This window comes from Candidatus Poriferisodalis sp., from assembly GCF_965237655.1.
Lineage (GTDB): Bacteria > Actinomycetota > Acidimicrobiia > Acidimicrobiales > Poriferisodalaceae > Poriferisodalis.
Genome location: NZ_CBDEGB010000002.1, coordinates 991,709 through 1,012,769, shown reverse-complemented (window position 1 = coordinate 1,012,769; position 21,061 = coordinate 991,709). Strand labels below are relative to the sequence as shown.

General features: G+C 66.0%; 18 protein-coding genes. 6 read left to right on the top strand and 12 right to left on the bottom strand.

Annotated features, from left to right (window positions below; genetic code table 11):
• Window positions 1-6: 6 nt before the first annotated feature.
• Window positions 7-813, bottom strand: a complete 807-nt coding sequence (gene npdG / locus ACPXYO_RS12765; RefSeq protein ID WP_423921054.1) for an NADPH-dependent F420 reductase — start codon at window positions 811-813, stop codon at window positions 7-9.
• A 142-nt stretch (window positions 814-955) separates the two neighbouring features.
• Here npdG and fabI point away from each other — a divergent pair, with 142 nt between their 5' ends.
• Entirely contained in the window at window positions 956-1,735 is a 780-nt protein-coding gene (gene fabI, locus ACPXYO_RS12760; RefSeq protein ID WP_423923848.1) for an enoyl-ACP reductase FabI, read from the top strand.
• Window positions 1,736-1,775: 40 nt separating this feature from the next.
• Here fabI and lysS read toward each other — a convergent pair whose 3' ends face one another.
• The 3 genes from lysS to ACPXYO_RS12745 are packed head-to-tail and all read right to left on the bottom strand — an operon-like array spanning window position 1,776 to window position 5,855.
• Window positions 1,776-3,341: a lysine--tRNA ligase gene (lysS, locus tag ACPXYO_RS12755; RefSeq protein ID WP_423921051.1), complete on the bottom strand. Its 1,566-nt coding sequence runs from the start codon at window positions 3,339-3,341 to the stop codon at window positions 1,776-1,778.
• Between the two features lie 58 nt (window positions 3,342-3,399).
• The gene (locus tag ACPXYO_RS12750; protein ID WP_423921050.1) at window positions 3,400-4,509 is read right to left on the bottom strand and encodes a hemolysin family protein; all 1,110 of its coding nucleotides are present in this window, start codon (window positions 4,507-4,509) and stop codon (window positions 3,400-3,402) included.
• On the bottom strand, window positions 4,506-5,855 hold the full coding sequence (locus tag ACPXYO_RS12745; protein WP_423921047.1) for a hemolysin family protein: 1,350 nt from the start codon (window positions 5,853-5,855) through the stop codon (window positions 4,506-4,508). The genes ACPXYO_RS12750 and ACPXYO_RS12745 overlap by 4 nt, the downstream gene beginning before the upstream one ends.
• A gap of 80 nt (window positions 5,856-5,935) precedes the next feature.
• Here ACPXYO_RS12745 and ACPXYO_RS12740 point away from each other — a divergent pair, with 80 nt between their 5' ends.
• The 5 genes from ACPXYO_RS12740 to ACPXYO_RS12720 all read left to right on the top strand — a co-directional run bounded on the left by ACPXYO_RS12740 (window position 5,936) and on the right by ACPXYO_RS12720 (window position 12,149).
• Entirely contained in the window at window positions 5,936-7,909 is a 1,974-nt protein-coding gene (locus ACPXYO_RS12740) for an ABC transporter ATP-binding protein (protein WP_423921044.1), read from the top strand.
• The gene (locus tag ACPXYO_RS12735; RefSeq protein WP_423921041.1) at window positions 7,903-10,023 is read left to right on the top strand and encodes an ABC transporter transmembrane domain-containing protein; all 2,121 of its coding nucleotides are present in this window, start codon (window positions 7,903-7,905) and stop codon (window positions 10,021-10,023) included. Before ACPXYO_RS12740 ends, ACPXYO_RS12735 begins: the two co-directional genes overlap by 7 nt.
• The gene (locus ACPXYO_RS12730) at window positions 10,020-10,847 is read left to right on the top strand and encodes an ABC transporter ATP-binding protein (protein ID WP_423921038.1); all 828 of its coding nucleotides are present in this window, start codon (window positions 10,020-10,022) and stop codon (window positions 10,845-10,847) included. Before ACPXYO_RS12735 ends, ACPXYO_RS12730 begins: the two co-directional genes overlap by 4 nt.
• 101 nt (window positions 10,848-10,948) lie before the next feature.
• Window positions 10,949-11,437, top strand: a complete 489-nt coding sequence (locus tag ACPXYO_RS12725; RefSeq protein WP_423921035.1) for a nuclear transport factor 2 family protein — start codon at window positions 10,949-10,951, stop codon at window positions 11,435-11,437.
• Window positions 11,438-11,444: 7 nt separating this feature from the next.
• Window positions 11,445-12,149, top strand: coding sequence for a PaaI family thioesterase (locus tag ACPXYO_RS12720; RefSeq protein WP_423921032.1), 705 nt, complete (start codon window positions 11,445-11,447; stop codon window positions 12,147-12,149).
• Here the strand turns inward: ACPXYO_RS12720 and ACPXYO_RS12715 are convergent.
• From ACPXYO_RS12715 to ACPXYO_RS12680, 8 genes are all read right to left on the bottom strand, one after another.
• Window positions 12,134-13,525, bottom strand: a complete 1,392-nt coding sequence (locus ACPXYO_RS12715) for a hypothetical protein (RefSeq protein WP_423921029.1) — start codon at window positions 13,523-13,525, stop codon at window positions 12,134-12,136. The genes ACPXYO_RS12720 and ACPXYO_RS12715 overlap by 16 nt on opposite strands.
• A 66-nt stretch (window positions 13,526-13,591) precedes the next feature.
• Complete coding sequence (locus tag ACPXYO_RS12710; protein ID WP_423921026.1) at window positions 13,592-14,869, bottom strand: acyl-CoA dehydrogenase family protein; 1,278 nt, start codon at window positions 14,867-14,869, stop codon at window positions 13,592-13,594.
• A gap of 69 nt (window positions 14,870-14,938) precedes the next feature.
• Entirely contained in the window at window positions 14,939-16,138 is a 1,200-nt protein-coding gene (locus tag ACPXYO_RS12705; protein ID WP_423921023.1) for an ATP-binding protein, read from the bottom strand.
• A 164-nt stretch (window positions 16,139-16,302) separates the two neighbouring features.
• Window positions 16,303-16,824: a hypothetical protein gene (locus ACPXYO_RS12700; protein WP_423921021.1), complete on the bottom strand. Its 522-nt coding sequence runs from the start codon at window positions 16,822-16,824 to the stop codon at window positions 16,303-16,305.
• Complete coding sequence (locus ACPXYO_RS12695) at window positions 16,817-17,746, bottom strand: HAD family hydrolase (RefSeq protein WP_423921018.1); 930 nt, start codon at window positions 17,744-17,746, stop codon at window positions 16,817-16,819. Before ACPXYO_RS12695 ends, ACPXYO_RS12700 begins: the two co-directional genes overlap by 8 nt.
• Before the next feature lie 105 nt (window positions 17,747-17,851).
• Entirely contained in the window at window positions 17,852-18,148 is a 297-nt protein-coding gene (locus ACPXYO_RS12690; RefSeq protein WP_423923846.1) for a DUF86 domain-containing protein, read from the bottom strand.
• Between the two features lie 47 nt (window positions 18,149-18,195).
• Complete coding sequence (locus ACPXYO_RS12685) at window positions 18,196-18,486, bottom strand: nucleotidyltransferase family protein (RefSeq protein WP_423921016.1); 291 nt, start codon at window positions 18,484-18,486, stop codon at window positions 18,196-18,198.
• A gap of 223 nt (window positions 18,487-18,709) precedes the next feature.
• A complete protein-coding gene (locus ACPXYO_RS12680; RefSeq protein WP_423921013.1) occupies window positions 18,710-20,038 on the bottom strand; it encodes an HNH endonuclease signature motif containing protein in 1,329 nt (442 codons plus the stop codon).
• Window positions 20,039-21,061: the final 1,023 nt, after the last annotated feature.

Here is a 21,061-nt window from a genome sequence, read left to right as displayed (position 1 = left end):
ATCGGCTCAGTCGGGGACGGTCTCGACGCTCGGCTGCGCTGCGTCAGGGCGGCTCGGCCCGCCCCCGAGCACGCTGATCGGGACGTGATCCAAGCCGACCAGCCGAAGGGCCACACGGGTGCGGTACCGCGTGTTGAGCTGCATCAGCACTGCAGTGAATGCCTCGATGGCTGTTGCATTTGACAGGTTCCCGCAGTCGAGCGCTCGCGCGCCGGGCATGCGGTCCACGATCTCGGCGATATGCCAGGTGGCCTCGCGGTGATCGCTGCAGATGAGGATGTCGCCGTCCACCGGCTCGTCGAGATTGCCGAGCTCGGTCGCAGGCACGTGCTGCAGGGCAGCGGCGACTCGGGAGTCCGGCAGCGACGCCTGAACCGAAGCCGCGACCGAGCCCCTGGGCGGGATCAGCGGCACGAACTCGTCGTCCACGCGGGCCAGCGCGTTCGACATCGTCGCCACCACCTTGCCGCGCAAGTGCTCGGCGACGCCCCGAGCTGTGATTGCTGCCGCGTCCCACGGAGTGGCGATCACGACCGTGGGCTCCTCCGCGGCGAGGCTGTTGGCACCGGGGTGGATGCGCAGGTGCCGCCCAGGCCAGCGATCCAGAATGTTGTCGACCACTTCCATCGACCGGTACTTCGAACGAGATCCCAGCGTCACTTCACAGCCGATGTCGGCCAGCCGGGTCGCCAGCGCCGCGCCGGCTGGGCCGGTGCCGCCGATGATGCCAATGCGGGTCGGCTCGCCGGCACCTGCAGAGGCAGCTGCTGCGACCCCATCTACGGTCCCGTTGGGGGTCGCATCTGCTGACACGACCGCCACGGTACGGCGAAGCGCGCCATAGAGCAAAGAGGGGCGGCAATGTGTGCGGACACCAGAAGGGCGCCAGGCACGGCGGTAGCGTCCGGCGGTGGGCAGCGTTGCAGGCTGCCGTGCCGACAAGGAGGCAGCGCCAATGGCCGGCAGCGGAATCGTGGAAGGCAAGAAGCTCCTCATTACTGGGGTGCTGACCGACGCCTCGCTGGCGTTCAACGTGGCCCGGCTGGCCCAGGAGCAGGGCGCGGAGATCGTGCTGACCGGCGCCGGACGGGGCATCCGGCTGACCGAACGGACCGCCCGCAAGCTGCCTACCCCGTGCGATGTGCTGCCGCTCGACGTCACCTCGCCCGACGAGATCTCCGCAGTGCGCGACGACCTGACGCAACGCTGGGGCCGCCTCGACGGGCTGCTGCACTCCATCGGCTTCGCACCCGCGAGCTGTTTGGGCGGGAACTTCCTTAGCGCACCGTGGGAGGACGTGTCCACCGCAATGCACATCTCGGCATACAGCCTCGCCGGGTTGGCGTCACCGTTGGCGCCGCTGCTGGCCGAGGCGAAGGGTTCGGTCGTGGGCCTGACGTTCGATGCCAGCGTCGCGTGGCCCTTCTACGACTGGATGGGCGTTGCGAAGGCTGCCTTCGAATCGACGGCGAGGTACCTGGCGAAGTCGCTCGGACCGCAGGGCATCCGGGTGAATCTGGTCTCGGCCGGGCCCATCCGCACCATGGCAGCCAAGTCGATCCCCGGGTTCACCGACTTCGAGGAGGCGTGGGAAGCCCGCGCTCCGCTGGGCTGGGACATCGGTGACAGCGAACCGGTCGCGCGCAGCACGCTCGCGCTCATGTCGGACTGGTTCGGGAGCACCACCGGCGAGATCCTTCACGTCGACGGCGGCTATCACGCCATCGGCGCCTAGCGGCCAGAGGTCCCGCAGACCCGTCGCGCACGTCGGCTGCTCAACCCAGCCGCCGCAAGGTTTCTTGACGACCCAAGAATGCCAAGTAGCTGCCCGCACGCGGCCCGGTCTCGGTGCCGAAGAACACTTTGTACAGGGCCCCGAAGGCCAGTGCAGCATCGGTACGCGGGTCGATGCCGACATCACGGGCTGCTTCGAAGATTGCGTCTTGGATTGCTCGGGCGTCCCATTCGGTCAGCTCATCTAGACGCTGCGAACACCGCCTGAGGAAGTCGCGCTGGCGGTCGTCGAGCCCTCGACGCTGCTCATCGATCTCGGCGACATCGAGCATCGCGAACGTGCCGGCGAGTTCGGGGCGGCTTTGCATCAGCCGCTGCGCGGTGGCCTCCTTTCGATCGAGCCACTCGGCCTCCTCGGTGGACAGATCGACTCCGAGCGACTCGACATGGGTCGCTAAGTCGATGTGCGGTTGCTGGGTGAGGCTCAACACCGAGTCGAATGGCGGGCTGAAGGCGGGCGACTGTGGCACCGTGCCGTGGCCAGCGACCTGCGAGATGAAATACAGCTGCTGCTGATTCGGCTCCGCATCGCCCGTAGCCATGGTTCGCCAGAGCCGTTCGTACTCGACGAACGCCTTGGTGAGGCCGGACACATCGAGCGCAAAATCGATCGCTCGCTTCGGTTGGGTGCGCAACACGACGTAGCGCAGCAGCTCGGGCGGCAGCATCGTGGCCAGCTCCGACGCCGTCATGCCGATGCCTTTCGAGGAGCTCATCTTGGCGCCGCCGAGCGTGAAGAACTCATATGGCACGGCCACCGGCACCGGCCACCGCAGTACCTGGCGAGCCAACGCCGAGGAGACTTCATGCGAGCCGCTCGCGGCCATGTGGTCCTTGCCGGCACCTTCGATCGAGACTCCGAAGAGCTTCCACTTGGCGGCCCATTCGAGCTTCCACGGCAGCTTGCCATTGCCTCCGAATGGGCTGACACGACCGCTGTGGCCGCATCCCGTTGCCCACTGCACCAGATCAGCCCGGCATTCGTAGCGGACGGTCTGCCCGTCGTAGTCGGAGGCGTAGGTAGTGCCGATGCGGCCGCATTCGGAGCAGATGGGCTGGAAGGGCAGCCAGTCCTCGGGCCGCCCTGCACCGCTGAGACGTAGGTAGATCTCCCGCACCGTTTGCGCGGCGCGCAGGAAGGTGTCGATGATCTCGTCGAGTCTGCCCGCCCGGTAGATGTCGCTCATGAAATAGAAGCTCGTCTCGACACCGAGCGGCTCGAACGTTGAAGTGAACTCGCCGAAGTACGCCTGCGCCATCGACTCGCCGTCGAGACCGGCAGGCGGCGGTGCCGCCCACAATGGCTTGCCGAGGTGCTCGAAGAAGTGGTCTCCAGTTCCGTGCGGGATCTCGTCGACTGCGTCCATGTCGTCGCAGCCGTACATAAAGGTTGCGTCCAGGCCGCGCTCGCGCGCCGCTCGAGCCAGAGCGTCGTGAATGAGCACGCCACGCAGCGAGCCGACATGGGCACGGCCGCTGGGCGTCTTGGAATCGTTGACTACGACCTGGCCAGGGCAGCTGTCGAGCGCTTTGTCGATCCAAGTCATGGCGTGATGCGCAACAGGCCGCTACGGGTCTGACGACGACCACGGCAGCCTAACTGGGTCACCCTGCTCCGCCGTCTGCGATTTTGCTGTGCGTGCCTTCGTCGGCTGCAGCGGGATCACCGATCAGGCCGCGTAGCAGATCGTCGAGTGCGACCACGCCGAGCGTCCGGTTGTGCTCGTCGGCCACGACGGCAAGATGAATGCGTGTGCGCTGCATCCGGCGCAGCGCCTCGTCGAGCGCTGTGTCGGGATCGAAGCGGAGCATCCGGCGAACGAGGCCGCTACCGAGACGCTGGCGAGCCGCAACTCGACGGTCGGCTTCGGCAAGGTCGGGCGCATCCCGCTCGGTCGACGCTGCCAGGTCGTTGCTGTGGAGCATGCCCCGGACGTCGTCGGGTCCATCGCCGAGCACGACGAGCCGTGAGCGGCCCGTGCGGGTGAACTGCTGCTCGGCCGCTGCGATCGAGTCGGCGAGCCGTACGGCGGCAACATCACCCGCCGGCGCCATGATCTCGCTCACCGTGGTGGCTTCGAAGCGCATCGCCCGCTCGAGCAGCGCCACATCGCCAGCCTCGATGTGGCCTTCAGCGAGCGAGTCGCGAGCCATGAGGCCCAGCTCGGCCGGCGTCGCCGTGTCGGTCAGCTCGGTGGTCGGCTCCACGCGAAGGGCTCGCAGGACCCCGTTCGAGACGGCGAGCAGGGATCGCACAACGGGTCGGGCGACGACGAGATATGCGGCCATCGGGCGGGCAAGCACGAACAGTGTGCGTTCAGGGCCGATCAGCGCCAGGTTCTTGGGGACCATCTCGCCGAGCACCATGTGAACGACCGCGACGAGCCCGAGGCCGATTCCGAAGCCGATGGAGTGCAACACGGCGTCTGGCAGCTCGACGATTCCCCCGATGGCACTCTCGATGACCGCAGCGATCGCCGGTTCGGTGAGGCGACCGACTGCCAGCGAGCACAGGGTGATCCCTAGCTGCGCGCCGCCAAGGGTGGTCAGCACATCGGACTGCATGTGTTGCGCCGCAAGGGCTGCTGATCGTCCCGTTGCGGCTTGGCTGTCCACGACTGCACGCTTCGAGCCGATGAGGCCGAACTCCATCGCGACGAAGCCGCCGTTGAATACGATCAGCACCGCGCCCACCGCTATCGCGAGCGCCGTCACGACGATGCCTCGTTCGAATCGGTGCCTTCGCTGTGCGCGGGGGTTTCGGCGCTAACGGCTACCTCGGCAATGCGCAAGCCGTCGAGCTCGCTCACCGCCAAGCGCCAACCGTTCCAGGAGACCACCGTGCCCACAGACGGGATCTTGCCAAGGCGCTCCAGCACGAATCCGGCCAACGTCTCATAGGGACCTGGGGGTGCGGCCAAGCCGGTGGCCTCTTCCAGCTCATCGAGCGTGGCGGTGCCCGCCAGGGTGATCGGGCGGCCAGGCCGGCGAGGTGTCAGGGCGGGCGGCTCGTCGAACTCGTCGGCAATGTCGCCCACAAGCTCTTCGGCGATGTCCTCGCGTGTCAGGACACCGGCAGTACCGCCGTGCTCGTCCACCACGACGCACAGCCGGCAGTCGGCCTCGGACATATCGGCCAGCACGCCGTCGAGCTTGCGGCTCTCGGCCACCGCAACGACCGGGCGCATGATGGTCTCCACCGGAGTGCGGTCTCGCTCGGACGCGTCCACACTGAACACATCGCGCACCTCGGCGATGCCGAGCACGTCGTCGGAACTCGACCCGAGTACGGGGAATCGCGAGTGGCCGCTGCTGCGGGCCAGCTCCACCAGATCGCCGAGAGTTGCGCCGGCTCCAAGGGCCGACATCGCAGTCCGTGGCGTGAGCGCGTCAGCTGCGTCCTTGCGGCCCAATCGCAGCGTTCGCACCAGCAGATCGGCCTGCGCGTCGCTCAGGGTGCGCTGGCGCGACGAGCGGACGACGTACTCCAGCTCGTCGCGGGTGCGCACGATGCGCAGTTCCTCGGTCGGCTGCAGGCCCAATCCCCGCACGGTGGCGTTGGCGATGCCGTTGAACAGCAGCGTGACCGGGGCGGCGATGACGCCATAGATCCGCAGCACGGGTGCCAACCACATGCTCACCCGAAGCGGACGCGATATAGCCAGGTTCTTGGGTGCCAGTTCGCCGAACACCATTTGGAACACTGCGGCCAGCGCTATCGCAACGACCGCGATGACGCCGGTCGATGCCGCCGTTTCTGCCCAACCGCCCAGCGCCCGTTCGATCAACTCGCCGATGGTGCCCTCAGCGATGATGCCGAGCACCAATGAAGTGAGGGTGATGCCGAGCTGCGCTCCGCCGAGATGGAAGCTGAGGCGCCGCAGCAGCGCTCGCACGCCACGGGCGCGTCGGCGTCCCTGCGCTGCCAAGACATCAACCTGAGAAGTGTCAACGGCGAGGAGCGAGAACTCCCCTGCCACGAACACACCGTTCAAGGCAATGAGCACGACAACGATCCCAAGTCCTGCAATGAGTCCCAGCGTCATGCCGGTGTTGCGCACCCCCGCGAAGCCCAATGGCTGCGCCCAAGGTATCGGGTCCTTCCGGCCCGCAGACCAGGGTCAGCGGTAGCCTCGCCGGGATGCGGGTAGCTGAGACATCTGCGCCCGCGGAACCAGCGCCGCAACTCCGCACTGCCGGCTCCGGTGCGTCCGAGGGGGCGCCGTTCGACCCCGCGTCGTTCGACGCCGAACCCTCTGACGCAATCCGTGCCGACCGCTCGCTGGGTTGGATTCGGCGACTGGGACCGCTGCTGGCACGACACCGGGTGCGCTTCGCCATCGCGGTGCTAGCCGCGATCCCCGCGATGATCACGCAAGTCGTCGCGCCACGGGTCGTCGGATACGCCGTCGAGGCTGCAGTGCCGAGCGCGAGCGATGGTCAGTCGGGCGCACTGTGGCCCTTCATCGTCGCGCTCGTCGCTCTCGGCGTGGCACGCGGCGTCTTCACCTTCATCTACCGCAATGGCCTGTACTCCATGGGCCACCGCGTCGAGAACGATCTGCGCGCGCTGCTCTTCGAGCATCTGAGCCGGCTCTCGTTTGCCTTCTACGACCGGGTGCAGACCGGCGAGATCATCTCCCGCTCGAATTCTGACATCCGCTCGGTGCAGATGTTCCTGGCGTTCGCTCCGATCATGTTCGTCCAGCTGCTGAGCTTCGTCGTGGCGATCGCGCTGATGGCGTGGATCAGCTTGCCGCTGACCGCCATCACCATGCTGGCCATGCCCGCGGTCTACGTGCTCGGACAGCGCCTGCGAAAGATCATGTTCCCGCTGTCGTGGATCATCCAATCCCGCAACGCAGAAGTCGCGACGGTGACCGACGAGAGCGTGAGCGGCGTCCGGGTCGTGAAGGCGTTCGCCGCAGAATCCCGCCAAGTCGAAGCGATGGCTCAGGCGGCCCAGCGGCTCCGGTGGGCCAACATGCTCCAGCACAATTCCCGAGCTCGGTACACGCCTGCGATCGAGAACCTGCCGAATCTCGCACTGGCGCTCGTTCTGTTCGTGGGCGGTCACCAAGTGATCAGCGGCACGCTCACCGTCGGCGACATCACCACCTTCTGCCTCTACATCCTCTTGCTGCAGGCCCCGTTCCGATTCATCGGGATGCTGTTCATCTTTGGCCAGCGTGCGAAGGCCTCAGCCGAACGCATCTTCGAGGTGCTCGACGAACCCCTGCTGTCCGCAGATCGCCCCGGCGCCATCGACCTGCCACGACCGGACACAACCGACGGCAGTGCTGCAGGCGTTGAGGTCGAGTTCCGTGACGTGCGTTTCGCCTACGGCACCGAGACGGTGGGCGGAGTGGCTGCGCCGGATCAAACCGCGCCGCTGGTCCTCGACGGCATGAGCCTGCATATCGGCGCTGGCGAGCGCATCGCAGTGGTGGGCCGCACCGGTTGCGGCAAGACCACGCTGGCCCGGTTGCTTCTGCGCTTTTACGACCGCCAGAGCGGCGTCATCTCCGTCGATGGGCATGACATCGCAGACGTCACCGCCGACAGCCTCCGTCGCGCTGTCGGATTCGTGCCCGACGAGCCGTTCCTGTTCTCGGCAAGCATCCACGACAACATCGCATATGGACGGCCAGACGCCGACCGGGCCGACGTCGTGGCCGCCGCGGTGGCTGCCCAGGCGCACAAGTTCATCTGTGAACTCGACGAGGGCTACGACACCGTCGTCGGTGAGCGCGGCTATGACCTTTCGGGCGGTCAGCGGCAGCGAATCGCCATCGCCCGCGCATTCGTGGCCGACCCTGCGGTGCTGATCCTCGACGACGCCACCAGCTCAATTGACGTGGCACACGAGACGAGGATCCACGAGGCTCTGCTCGAGCTGCTGGCCGGCCGCACCACCATCGTCATCGCCCACCGTCTGTCGACAATCAGCCTGGCGGAGCGAGTGGTGCTGATGGACGGCGGCCGGATCGTGGCCGACGGCACCCACGCCGAGCTGATGGCAACCGAACCTCGCTACAGCGAGGTGTTGGCTGCAGGGGCGAGCGACGAGAGTGCTGATGACGGCAGACAGACTCAGGACGGCACGTCATGGTGATGGTCGGCGGCCATGGGCACATGGGTCCGACTTCCACTCAGTCCAGCGCCGCAGCGGGACTGCCGTTCGCCGGAGTGCCAAGCGAGCTACAGGAAGGGGCGAACAAGCTCTTGGCGCTCGAGCCCGAGCACCCTGCGCCGCAGGTCGATTTCGACCAGGTTGCCGACCGATCTCCCGATGGGGCCGAACGCAAGTTCGGGCTCCGGGACATGCTGGTGCCACACCGCTGGGCGGTGCTCGCCGGAGCGGTGCTGCTGTGTGCGGAAACAGCCGCTATGCAGGCGGGCCCCGTGCTCGTCCAGCAGGGCATCGACAACGGCATCGCTGCCGGAAACCGATCGACGCTGAACCGTGTCGTGCTCGTCTATCTCGCTGTCGTGGCCATCTCCATCGTGCTCAGTCGCGTCCGCCAGCGCCACAACGGTCGCATTGCCGAGCAGATGATGTACGACTTCCGCCTGCGCCTGTTCAGCCACTACCAGCGCCTCTCTCTGGACTGGTACACGAACGCCAAGTCCGGCGTGCTGCTGAGCCGCATGACGTCGGACATGGAATACGTGGCGATGCTGATCAACGAGGGCCTCGTCAACCTGATTATCCAAGCCCTGACCGTCGCCGTGGTGGCCACGGTGCTGTTCACCTACAGCCCGCTGCTCGCGGTGGTGCTGCTGGTGGGCATCGTCCCACCGCTCGCGGCGCTCACCTTGTGGTTCCGTGCCCGCAGCGACGCCGGTTATGGCGAGGTCAGAGACCGTATAGCGGACGTGCTCGCGGACCTGTCCGAGAACCTCGCCGGCATCAGAGTTATTGCGGCGCTGAACCGTCGCAGGCTGAACGTGACACGGCACAGGCATGTCACCACCCGCTACCGCGACGCCAACCTGGCGATGTCCAAGGCACAGGCGATCTACGGTCCCTCAACCGAGGCGATCGGCATCGCTGCACAAGGCCTGGTGCTCGCCGTCGGCGGCCTGATGGTGTTGCGTGGGGAGCTCGCGGCCGGCGTGCTGGTGGCGTTCTTGCTGTTCGTGACGAGGTTCTTCGCCCCCATTCAGCAGCTCGTGCAGCTTTACAGCCTCTACCAGCAAGGTCAGTCGGGCCTCAAGAAGATCGGCCAGATCCTTGCCCGGCAACCGTCAGTTCCCCAACGCGCCGATGCCGCCGAGTTGCCGCCGATCGAAGGTCACATCCGACTTGAGGGCGTCTCGTTCTCGTACGACGATGCGGTGCACGAGACAAATGGCTCGGCGACCGAGCGCGCCGGGCGCCTGCACACGGGCTTTGACCCCTTGGCCGTCACGGTTCTCGGCGTCGATCTCGACCCGAACCGCAACGGCACCGCCCCCTTAGATGGAGCGGCGACCGACCTCGACGAAGACATTCCCGCTGTGCTGAGCGACGTCAGCCTCGACATCCGGCCCGGCGAGACGTTTGCGCTGGTGGGGCCGACTGGTGCCGGCAAGAGCACCATTGCGAAGCTCATCATCCGCTTCTACGACCCGACGCAGGGGCGGGTCACGATTGACGGCTGGGACCTGCGCGACCTGACGCTTTCGTCGCTGCGGAACCAACTCGGTGTGGTGCCCCAGGAGCCATTCCTGTTTCACGGCACCATTCGAGACAACGTGGCGTTCGGACTGCGCCACCGCGCCGACGGCACCAGCGGTGGACAGCTCGACGCCGACATCGATGCGGCGCTCGACCTGGTGGGCCTGCGCCGGCTGATCGACAGCCTTCCCGACGGAGCCGACACCCAGGTGCACGAGCGGGGCGTGTCGCTGTCAGCCGGCGAGCGGCAGCTGCTAGCGCTGGCTCGGGCGTTCGTGGCGCGACCCAGGGTGATCGTGCTCGACGAGGCCACCTCCAGCGTCGACCTCAGCACCGAGGCGGAGATCGAGAGTGCGCTGGACCTGCTGCTCGAGGGCCGCACGGCAGTGCTCATCGCGCATCGGCTGGCTACGGCCATGCGGGCCGACCGCATCGCCGTCATCGACGAGGGCGGCGTGGTCGAGCTGGGCAGCCACGACGAGCTGGTCGCGCTCGGCGGCCGTTACGCGCAGATGTACGCCACGTGGGTGTCCCATGCTGGCGAGGGCCGCCGCGACGACTCATGAGCGAGGGCGGGGAGCGGCCGGTGCCATCGTGCGACGGCCCGGTGCCGACTGTCTCGGTTCGAGGGGTGTCGGTCGTCTACGACGGCAACACGGTGCTGGGGCCGCTCGATTGGGATATCGCTGCGCACGAGCGGTGGATCGTGCTCGGGCCGAACGGGTCGGGCAAGACGAGCCTCATCAAGGTCTTATCGCTGTACCGCTTCCCCACCACTGGCACGGTGGAAGTGCTCGGCGAGCGTTGGGGAGCGGTCGACGTGCGCGAGCACCGGCGACGGATCGGGCTTGCGAGCTCGTCGCTGCGGGATCAGTTCCGGCCGAACATCTGCGCTCTCGACATCGTGATGACGGCCCGTTACGCGGCACTGGAAACTTGGTGGCACACCTACACCGATGCCGACCGGGCAGCAGCGCTGGCGTGCCTCAAGCGGGTGGATGCAGGCCAGCTGGCCGAGCGCGCGTTCGCCACGCTGTCGTCGGGCGAGCAGCAGCGGGTGCAGTTGGCTCGCACGCTCATGAGTCGTCCGGAGCTGTTGCTGCTCGACGAGCCGACCGCCGGGCTGGACTTGGCGGGTCGGGAGCAACTGGTGGCCAGCCTGGAGTCGCTTGGCGCCGATCCGCAGACTCCCGCAACCGTGCTGGTAACCCACCACACCGACGAGATCCCTCCGTCGTTCACCCATGGGTTGCTGTTGCGAGACGGTGTGCCGCTGGCGTGCGGCCCGTTGGGTGAGGTGCTCAACGCGGAGTCGCTGTCAGAGTGCTTCTCGCACAAGCTGCGGCTGGAGCGGCGAGATGGCCGGTGGCTGTCCTGGGCCGTGAACTAGATCCCAACCCGCAGGCAATGACGTCGGTCCGGGCGAGTCGGGACCCTTCGCCACCGACTCCCGCTGAGAACGCTCGTGCCCGGGCCTGCGAGACTGACGAAATGGGCGAGCACAGCAACACAACGATGGGCGCCGCTGCCAGCGAGATCGAGGCGCGGATCACCGGCTACTTCGAAGCCTGCACCGCTGGCGATGCTGAGGCCGTGGCGGGGCACTTCACCGATGACGCCGTGGTCTATGACACGAATCACGCACCGGTTCAGGGAGCCGCCACGATCGGGCGGTTCTGGGCACGCATTGCCTCGAAGTGGCGAGGCGCATCGTGGAACTGCGAGCGGCTCGTGACCGACGGTGACACCGCAGCGATCGAATGGAGGATGACCGGAACGATTGCCGGGCCCGCTGGCCGGCGGGACAACGACGTGCCGTTTGCGGTGCGCGGCAGCGAGCACTACGACTTCGACCTGAGCAAGGACTCGGGCGAGCGGCTGATCGCGGAGATCCGCCAGTACTGGACGTTTGATCTCGAACACCCGTCTAGCGAGTTGGTCGACTATCCCTACGGCGAGCCCGGACGGCTCGGCAGCTGACGGCCTCTTGGGACCCACGTTGCCGCACAGCGACACCAGCAGCGACTCAGGCGACGACCTGCATCTGATCTATCCCGATCCGCAGTTCGCCGAACGCAGCGCCGCGGCGGGTGCGCTGCGACGGCTGGCACATGCCTTTGTGCGGCACCGCACCGACCCCGAGACGTTGGCCGAGATCACCGCATGGGCCGACGTGACCGCCGAGAGGCTCGAGGCTGCCTCGGAACCTGTCCCCCGCCCGCAGGACTACTTCGCCCGCCGCTACGTCGACCTGAGACCGTCCGATGGCTCCGAGGTCATGGCGTTTGGCGACCGCGCATTTAGCGGCCCGGCCAATCCCACCGCCATGGAGGTCGACATGCGTCGCCACGGCGAGGGCGTACGCGCAACCGTGAGCTTTGGCGCCGCGTTCGAGAGTGCCCCGGGTCGGGTGCATGGCGGGGCGGTGTGCGCTGTGGTCGACGATGTGCTCGGCTACCTGATGATCTGCTTGGGGATCGCCGCGTACACGGCGCGTCTCGAAATCGACTACCGAGGTGGCGTCCCGATCGATGAGCCAGTGATCTATGACGCCCGCGAGATCCGGCGCGACGGCCGAAAATCACACGTCGAATTGGCTGTGCGCGCAGGCAACGCTCCGCCGGACGCTCTCCCGCTCATCGAGGCCGCCGGCCTGTTCGTGATCGTGACGGCAGATCAGCTCGGCAGTTGAGGCTCACGCAGGATGAGGTACCCCAGCGGCTCGCCGATGTGCGCACGGCCCGACGGGAGCTCCCCCGGCCCAGCTTCGACATCCCACACCATGACGTCATCGTCGAACGTGTACAGCAGGAACCGGCTGTCGGGTGCCCAAGCCATGGACCCGAGGTCGACGCCGATCTCGGGGGAATGGCGGCCCCATTTCTCGTCGAGATCGACGACCACCACACCTGCCGGCATGCCGGTGCCGTGCCGGAGCCGTAACGCGATGCGGTTGCCGTCAGGCGACATCAATCCCTGCTCGCTCCAACGGTCCGGCCGCGCCGCGAGCAGCTCTGCCGGCAATTCCACTCTGCGCTCGTCGATCGCCCCGGTGACAATCGGGTAACCCTCGCAGAACGTCTTGCAGTCGGAGGCCATCTCGTCCTGGTCGTCGCGCTCGCCGAAGCGGCCTGATGCCTCCTCACAGATGTCGGTGCACCATTCGTCGCGACGATCTGCACCCACACTGGCACTGAAGGCGGTGTCGGTGATCTGACAGCCGTACGCCTCGCACTGCAGTCGCACGACATGACCGTCGCCGACAGCGAGAACCCGACCGGCGCCCAGCCGGAGCGCCGAGTTTCGTCCGTCGAGTGCCATGACACGGCCTGCCATGGACACAACGACGTGGTCGCCGAGAGCGCCGTGCACGATCGCCTCGTTGGGCATTTGCACCGCAGAGCGGAAGACGCCGTCGGGGCCGATCACTCGGGCGAAGAGATGCTCGGTGCCGCGCACCACGGCGACGATCCCCGGTGGGCTGTAGGCGGGCAGCACTTGGGTCACGTCTTCAGCGATGACGACAGTGTCTCCGGTCTGGGGATCTACTCGCATCACGTTGCGTCCGATGCCCACAACGATCGCTCCGTCGAGATCAACCAGCGTGTGCGGAAGCCCAGGCAACGGCACGTATCTCGCCGCTCCGGTCAGCAGGTCGAGTTGATACAGGAAGCCGCGAATGTTGCCCGTGGGATCGCCGGCCAGCGTGGCAATCATCTCTGCTGCGGGCCGCGCGGGCGGCAGATCGCCCACGGTCGTGTCGAGCGCCGTCGGTGGGGGAAGCGTTGTGCGTGGCGGTCGCGAGGGGGCCGCCGTCGTGGTGGTCGCCGGGGGCTCGGACGTGGTGGTCGCACCAGCTTCGACGGCATCGGGCTCGCCGCCACCGCCGCGCACCCAGGCCACAATCAACGCAGCGACGGCCAATGCCGCGACCAGCGCCACCAACGTGACCAAACGCGGAGGCGTTGAGGACGGTTGCCGCTCGATCACAGATTCCTGCACACCGGCGAAATCGGCTCCGCCTTCGGGCAGGATCTCCAGTCCCCGTGGCGGCTCAGGAATGCTCACCGCTTCACATTCTGCGCCGCATGCTGGGCCCCCGCGCCCCAACGTCGGTAGCCCGGGGGCGAATTGCTACCAAGAAGTGGCGTTCTGGGGAAGTTCCCGGAAGGGTATGGATGGATCGGGACCGGGTTCCCTGGGGAGTCCCAGCACCCGTTCGCCCAAGATGTTTCGCTGGATCTCGTCGGTGCCGCCGTAGATCGACGGCGCCGGTGAGAAGACCGTCATCTCCTGCAGCACGCCGTCGGTAGCCGCGTCGGCCCCCCACAACGTCATATCTGCGCCGAGGATGGTGCTGGCGAGCGACCGGGCCCGGCGCAGGGCGGCCGTCATGCGCAGCTTCGCCAGGTTGCCCTCGCCGCCGGTGCGCTGAGATCGCTGTCGCCCGCGCATTGCCGATAGCCGCATCACCTCGAGATCGGTGTGCAGAGCCGCGAGCTCCTGTCGGACGACTGGGTCCGCGGCACGGCCACGCTGGCGTGCCTCGGAGGTGAGCTGCCCCAGTGTTCCGGGACCCACACCGCCTGCGGCGAGCGGCAGACGCTTGCCGCGGAAGGCTCCCGCCGGTTCGTCCAAGTGTCCTGCAATCGATCCAGGGTGTGCGGCTGCATACGCAAGGCCATGGCTGCCACCGATACCTGCTCGCTCGACGGCCAGCGTGGTGTTGGTGACGCGCCAGCCGTCGTTGAGCTCGCCGATGATGTTGGCGTGGGGCACCCGTGCCCCATCGATGAACACCTCGTTGAACAACGACCGGCCGGTCATCTCGCGCAAGGGCCGGACTTCGACGCCTTCGGTGGCCATGTCGAAGGCGAACCACGTGAGCCCGCGGTGTTTGGGCGACTCAGGATCGGTACGAGCAACGAGCATGCCCAGGTCCGCGTGCTCGCCTTCGGAGGTCCACACTTTCTGGCCGCTGACGATCCACTCATCGCCGTCGCGAACCGCCTTGGTTTGGAGTCCGGCGAGGTCGCTGCCGGCTCCAGGCTCGGAGAACAGCTGGCACCACGAGTCGGTCCCATTGAGGATGTTCGGCACAAATCGCTCAATTTGGTCAGGCGTCCCGTGCTCAAGAATCGTCGGGGCGGCGAGCAGCATGCCCAGCCCTGCCGGTGAGCCGATGGCACCTGCAGAGCGAATGGCTTCGACCAGCACACGTGTCTCGCTGCGGCCCCAGCCTCGGCCGTAGGGCTCACCGAGGGTGGGGTTCGACAGTCCGGCGGACGCGAGCCACTGCCACCACTCCCGCACGCTGATGTCGGGATCCCAGTTGTCCGCAAGCCATGCGTCGAGCTCGGCCCTGAGATCGCCATCCGAGGTTGCGCCAACCGTTGCCTGCCGCTCGCCCATGGCGCCGAACACTACCGTCGGCCCTTGTTCGGATCGCCGCCCTCTTCGAACTCGTCCCCCGAGAGACGTCTAGCGATCCGGACTCGTTGCCGGCGTGGGTCTCGCGAATCCGATTGGGTCCCCGTCCGCGAGCCTCAATGACTCGCAAACGAGGGGAAACTCGTCAAGTCCTCTGATCCACTGCCGTGCAGCGGCAAGCACGAAGTCGAGCCTGCCGTGGCCTTCTGGAGTGACCATGCCGGCCTTGATGAGCCGTTGCCGGTACACGCTCGCGTACCCGCTGCTTGCCCCGAGTCGCTTGGCGATGGCGGCCATGCGTGAGACAGCATCGTCGACGGCCATGGCAACCAGGAACCTTCTGGCGCCGTCGGGCAAGTCCTTCCACATCGGGGCCACGACGAGCTGTCCGACCTGCCTGAGTGCAGTTGCGGCGCCTGACGTGACGTCTTCGAGCGTTACCTCTGATGTCGGATCCTCAGCCGCCTCCCAGGCGTGGAAGCCGACGAGCTGGATCAAGAACGGGTACCCCTGCGAGGTGTTCACGGCGTGATCGACTGCTCCCGACGACATCTGGCCACCGCGCTGGCGGATCGGCTCTGCCAGCGCCGCAGCTGCTGCGGGAGGCTCAAGGAAGCCAATGTCATAGCGAGCACATCGCTGCAGGAACGTGATACTCGAGTCGGCCAGCAGCGTGTCCTCGAGCGTCGGCAACCCCGCGCCGACGAAGGCCAGCGGCAGCTGTTCCACCCGTGTGACGTCCTGCACCGTGACTCCGAGCATCCTGAGCTCGCCGACCTCACCAGCGTGCAGCTCGTCCACCGTGACAACGAGGCCGGCACCGGTTGCTGCGAGATGGCTTGCCAGCGCGCGCAGCACGTTGGTCAGCCGCCTCGACAAGTCGGCCTCGGGGTTGTAGTCGGGGCCGACTCCGATGCCCGCTGCAGCGAGGTCACGGGTCGTCTCGACGGTCAACTCATCCAGGATCTTGTTCAGGTGCTCTGCGGTGCTGTGAGCCAGCCGGTTCAGAAGTCCGCGGGTCACCGCCGCTTCGGAGATCGTCAGCCAGCCGTTCTCCTGTGCCGAGGATCGGAGAGCCTCCAAGGCCACGGTCTTGCCGGATCCGCGCCGCCCCAGCAGCAGAGATGTGTAGCTCGGGTGCGTCGGCCCCGTCGTCAAGGCGTCCAACACGTCACGCAAGATGCCGTCTCGTCCCGCCAGCACAGGCGGAGCGGCACCGAACGTGGGGGCGAAGGGGTTGAGCGGTCGCATCTGTCGACTCGGCTTCTCCAGGGTCAGCGACGACTCACACTAGCTGCTGCTGATAGCGCTTGTTGGCTTTGTTAGTTATTGTTATTTTTGTTGCTCATGGTTCGCCGAATAAACGGCCGCGCAGGACTGGTCGGGTGTCCGCGCAGCATGATCGAGGCCGTGTCTCACACTTCCTCAACGAATCTCAGGAAGATGGCGGTAGTAGGAGCGAAGAACAGCCGCCAGGCCTGCATGATCCCGCCGTTGGGACCGCAGATCATCCGCGTCTGCCTTCCCGCAGGCAGTTCCACGACGACTCTGGGGCTGAAGATCCACAGCAGCTGCAGCTTCAGCGTGTAACTGCCGGGCCGCAAGAGGTAGCTCTCGGTCTTGTTGTCGCGGATCTGTCCGACTCGCTGGCCCTCGATGACGACCTGGTAGCTGCGGATGGTGTCGCGGTAGTGATGGATGCGCTCCAGCACCAGCTCAGCAGTTGCCCCCTCAGCCGCGTCGGACTGATCGTCGTTTGGCGCATCAGCCTCAGCGGCCTCGGGAATGCCCATCGGCCCCCTGGGGGCCTTGGCGTTGTGGTCGGCCATGGCCCGACGAGCCCGCTCCCACACCGGCGCGCGGCGAGACCGGTCGCTGCCTGAATCGTCTTGCGCAGCCAGTCCATCCGTTGGCGTATTGCCGTCCCCCTCAGCCATCGAAACCCCCGCGTTGCGGCATCGCTGCCGACGCACTTCCGACCGTGTCAGCCCCGATGTCAGGAGGCCAGCCCCCGCCGGTCAGCATCGCCTCCACGACAACCGCGACGCCCTCGGATTCATTGCTCGGTGCGACAAGGTCGGCCACAGCACGCACCTCGGGCGGAGCATTGGTCATTGCGACCGAGCGACCCGCCCAGCGCAGCATGTCAATGTCGTTCAACCCGTCGCCGAATGCCACTACGTCGGCCGGTTTGATGCCGTAGCGCTGGCACACAATCTCCAGCCCGGTCGACTTGTTCACTCCGGCGGCGGCAATCTCGGCGAGGTCGAGGCCCGACGGTCGGATCTCGGTGCCCAGCGGCATCTCCGGTGCCAGCTCGCCAACGGCGGTCATCATCTCGGTGCCCGGCGTTTCGACCAACCACGTCAGCACGGGTCCGTCGACGGCGGCAATGGCGTCGTCCACTCGGTCGATCCGCAGATCGGCCGCAAGCCCAGCCGGCATGTCTGGCACGAAGTTGTGCTCCCACAGATGCCGACCATCGGCCATGTCCAGCCCCAATCGCACCTCCGGCAAGAGCTTGCGAGCGATCTCCGCCGCCTCGATGGCCTCGGAATGGGTCATAGAACGATCGGCCACCTGCTCTGCCGCCCGGGCGTCCATCACCACCGCACCATTGAGGCAGACGGCATACGACACCCCGCGAGCGCGCCGCGCCAGCGGCTCGACCTGGGGCCAGGGACGGCCGGTCGCGATCACGGTCATGACCCCTGCGGCGGCCAGTGCGTCCAGCGCATCGATCGTCCGGCTGGTCGGCACGCCGCTGCGGCCGATGAGCGTTCCGTCGATGTCGAACGCCGCCAGCCGTGGCAAGCCCGCCGATGGGGCCATCGCGCTGCTGCGGGGTGCACTGGTCATGGCCTGCACGGTAGAGGGCGGGTGTGACAGCAAGGCATGGCCCGGGGCAACAGAGGTCGCCGGATTGATCAACAGTCCCGCTGGCCCTCGCAGCGACGTGTGCGCCTATCCCGATGGCGGCGACGCTTGGGGGCCTTCCCGAATCGTTCTGACCAGTGTCGGCACACTCTTCTCCAAGGTCTCCCAGAGCGCCTCGTGGTCGACCTTGTGGTACTCGTGTGTGATGAGCGTGCGAAGCCTCCGGATCTGTCTCCACGGCACATCGGGGTACCGGGCGGTGGTCTCGTCCGAGAGCTTGGTGGCGGCTTCGCCGATGATGTGCAGAGCGCGTTCAGCGGTAGGGATGTTCTTCCAGTTGCTGAGGAAAGCCTGCCTGCCTTCGGCTGCGACTTTGCTTGCGATCTCGGCTGCGGAGAGGATGTCGCCGATGCGCTCGGAGTCGCTGCGGCTTATAGCGTGATCGCGTCCCCCAGCATCAAGTCATAGGGGGCCTCGAGAGTGCGAACTGAACAGACGTCGACCTCGCATCCGAGCAGGTCGATGAGGTCGAGCTCCAGCCCGGCGATGTCCAAGAGCGTCGTTCCTGAGGCGAACTCGCACACGAAGTCGCAGTCGCTGTCCGGGCCGTCGGTGCCGCGCGCGACCGAGCCAACCAACGCGATCGAAGACGCGTTGTTCCGGTTCGCCGCCACTCGGATTTCCTCACGGTGGCGATGAAGGATCGCGTCACGGCGAGACATGGACCCAGCGCAACGTCGGCCGGGTCACGGCTGGGCTCAAGACTGACTCAGCCTGCGGTTGCCCGGTAACGCTTCTTGAATACCTCTCGGGCGGTGGCTCGTGCTCGGACGGGCCGGGGTTGCGCTTGCCCCAGGTGTGGTTATGGGCTGCGGGCGGTGGCTGGTGCTCGGGCGGGCCGGCTCGTGCTCGGACGGGCCGGGGTTGCGCTTGCCCCAGGTGTGGTTATGGGCTGCGGGCGGTGGCTGGTGCTCGGGCGGGCCGGCTGGTGTTGTGGGGTTCTGGCGGCAGCAGCCGGGGGCGGCCGTCGGGTGGGGTGTGGATATGGCGGTCGTGTTGGTGCAGGTCCAAGTGGCACGGCTCGCACATCGACGCCAGATTGGGAATCTCGGTGAGGCCGCCGTTCTCGAAATAGTCGATGTGGTGAGCTTGAGTGTGCTCGCTGGTGAGCTCACAGCCGATGCAGCCCCCGTCGCGGACAGCAAGCACGAGCCGCTGGGCGTCGCTGGCGTTGCGAGCGCGACCCAGGGCCAGCTCGGACCAGTCGGCCTTGAACACGGCAGGCAACACCTTTGCGTCAACGGCGTGCTCAGCGAGCATCCGCGCTGACAGCGGCGTGCCGTCGTCAAGGCGGGGGTTGGCGAGCCGATCGTTCACGATGTCGTAGTCAGCCACTATCACCAGGCTCGTGTTCGCCCGCCGCACCTTGGCGGAGCCGGTGATGAGCGCGCCGATCGCATCGGCAGCGAGCTGAGCACTCGTCGGCTCGATGTCGCTGCCGAGGCTGCCGTCGACGTCGATGCCGGCACGGCCGGTGCCGCTGGCGTCATCGGTGGCGCGGCGGCGCAGCGTTCGCATCGCGGCTTGGATCGTCGCGTTGAGGTGACGGCCGGTGATGAAATCGAACGTGGCCCACAGATGCCACATGCCGTCGGCGCCCAGCCGCATCGATCCCGAGCGCTCGGCGCGCTGCAACTCGAGCTCCGCGTCGACCGGGCCAAGTCCCTTCGCAGTGGACTCTGCCTCAATATCCGCGTACACCTGCTGGCTCACATAGGCAAACGGGTGACGCGCAACCGTGTCAGAGGGATACGCCCCGCACAGCTCCAAGAACTCTTCTTCGCTGCGACGATGCTTCTTAGGAGCCTCCCGTGCGATCACCTTCGCGTGAGACGTCTGGATCTCCCCGCACTTGAGCGCATCGAGCGTGGCGGTCATGTCGTGCTCGACGAGGCTCTCGGCGAGCCGGGCTTCGGTGCGTGCCTGAGGGCCGTTCATGCGGGTCAGCTCCCGCAACTGGTACGCCGCAGACTGAGCGCCATTGCGTGACGCCAGCTCACCCAAAGACGCGAGATACTCCCCCTCGATACGGTTCCGCTCAGCCACCAGACCCACGACCCGGTCCATCAGATCGCGAGCACTGAGCTCGCACAGATTTACATCGGCAACGTCGTCGAACGCAGCGTCGACACCGTCGCCGTCGCCGGTCGAGTTGACTGTGCCGTCAGCCGATCCGTTGCCGTAACTGCGATACACAGGCGGGTTGATGAACATAGATAAAGCATACACTTGTACGTCATCAATTGCAAACACTCGCGCGCTTCAATTTCAGTGAATCTTCGAGAATGGAGGCGAGAAATGGGTCCACGGCAAATTGGTCGTAGCTCAATTCATATGTGCGTCAAAATGTGGCTCTCAAAGGATCGAAAGTGCTTCAGCGAAAGCCGGACGATGGCGCACGACCCCAGGGCATTCGTTTACGCGATGAACTGGATGTCGCGTATAACCAGACTTGATGGCGATCACCGAGACATTGACAACTCACTGAACTTGCGCGACAACCGAGCTGCATGTGAATACGCCAGCGAGTCGCCGCCACTCACAGCTGAACTCCCATAGACCATCTCAACACTTTACTTCACAGTCTTGATTCAGGCCCGCCACCCCGTCCTCGGAGAAGGGGTGGCGGGCCTGTTAGAGCTGTTCTGCTACCAGTTGAGGCTATGAGGCTTTATTCACCTCCACCTTTCATGTATCGGGTGGTCAGGGTGGAAACACAAAGCTTCATTGCCGTATTTCTCGGGGTCGATTGACGGGATCCAACCGTCAGAACACATCAGGGAGTGAATCAGATCTGTGAAAGCACTAAAGCGATAGCCTCTGCATTGTCCGGCTCTCTTGTCGAACTCGCAGCCGCAGAAATCAGATTGCATCTGAATCAACTTCTGAGTGTCTTCAGGATCTTCGCATTCCTTATATGCAGAGTTTGTGGTCATTCCTTATATGCAGAGTTTGTGGTGTCGTAGTATCCACATTCTTCAACCAGCTTGAGAGTTGCTTCCTGATGCGCTATCCAAGAAGAATTCAAAGCAACAGGCTCTGGAAAAACTTCCTCTTCCTCCTCGGTCACGGAGCCGGTCTCGTCAGGTTGAGTAGTAGCTCGTGCAGTGCTGGTCGTCGGCACTGTCTCGACTGCTTGGGAGGTGGCCGTCTCGGCTTGCTCACTCAATGTGGCCGGAGCCACGATTGTCGGAGCTGGGTCGGGCTGGGTGGTCGTAGCAAGAGGCTCAGTGGCAG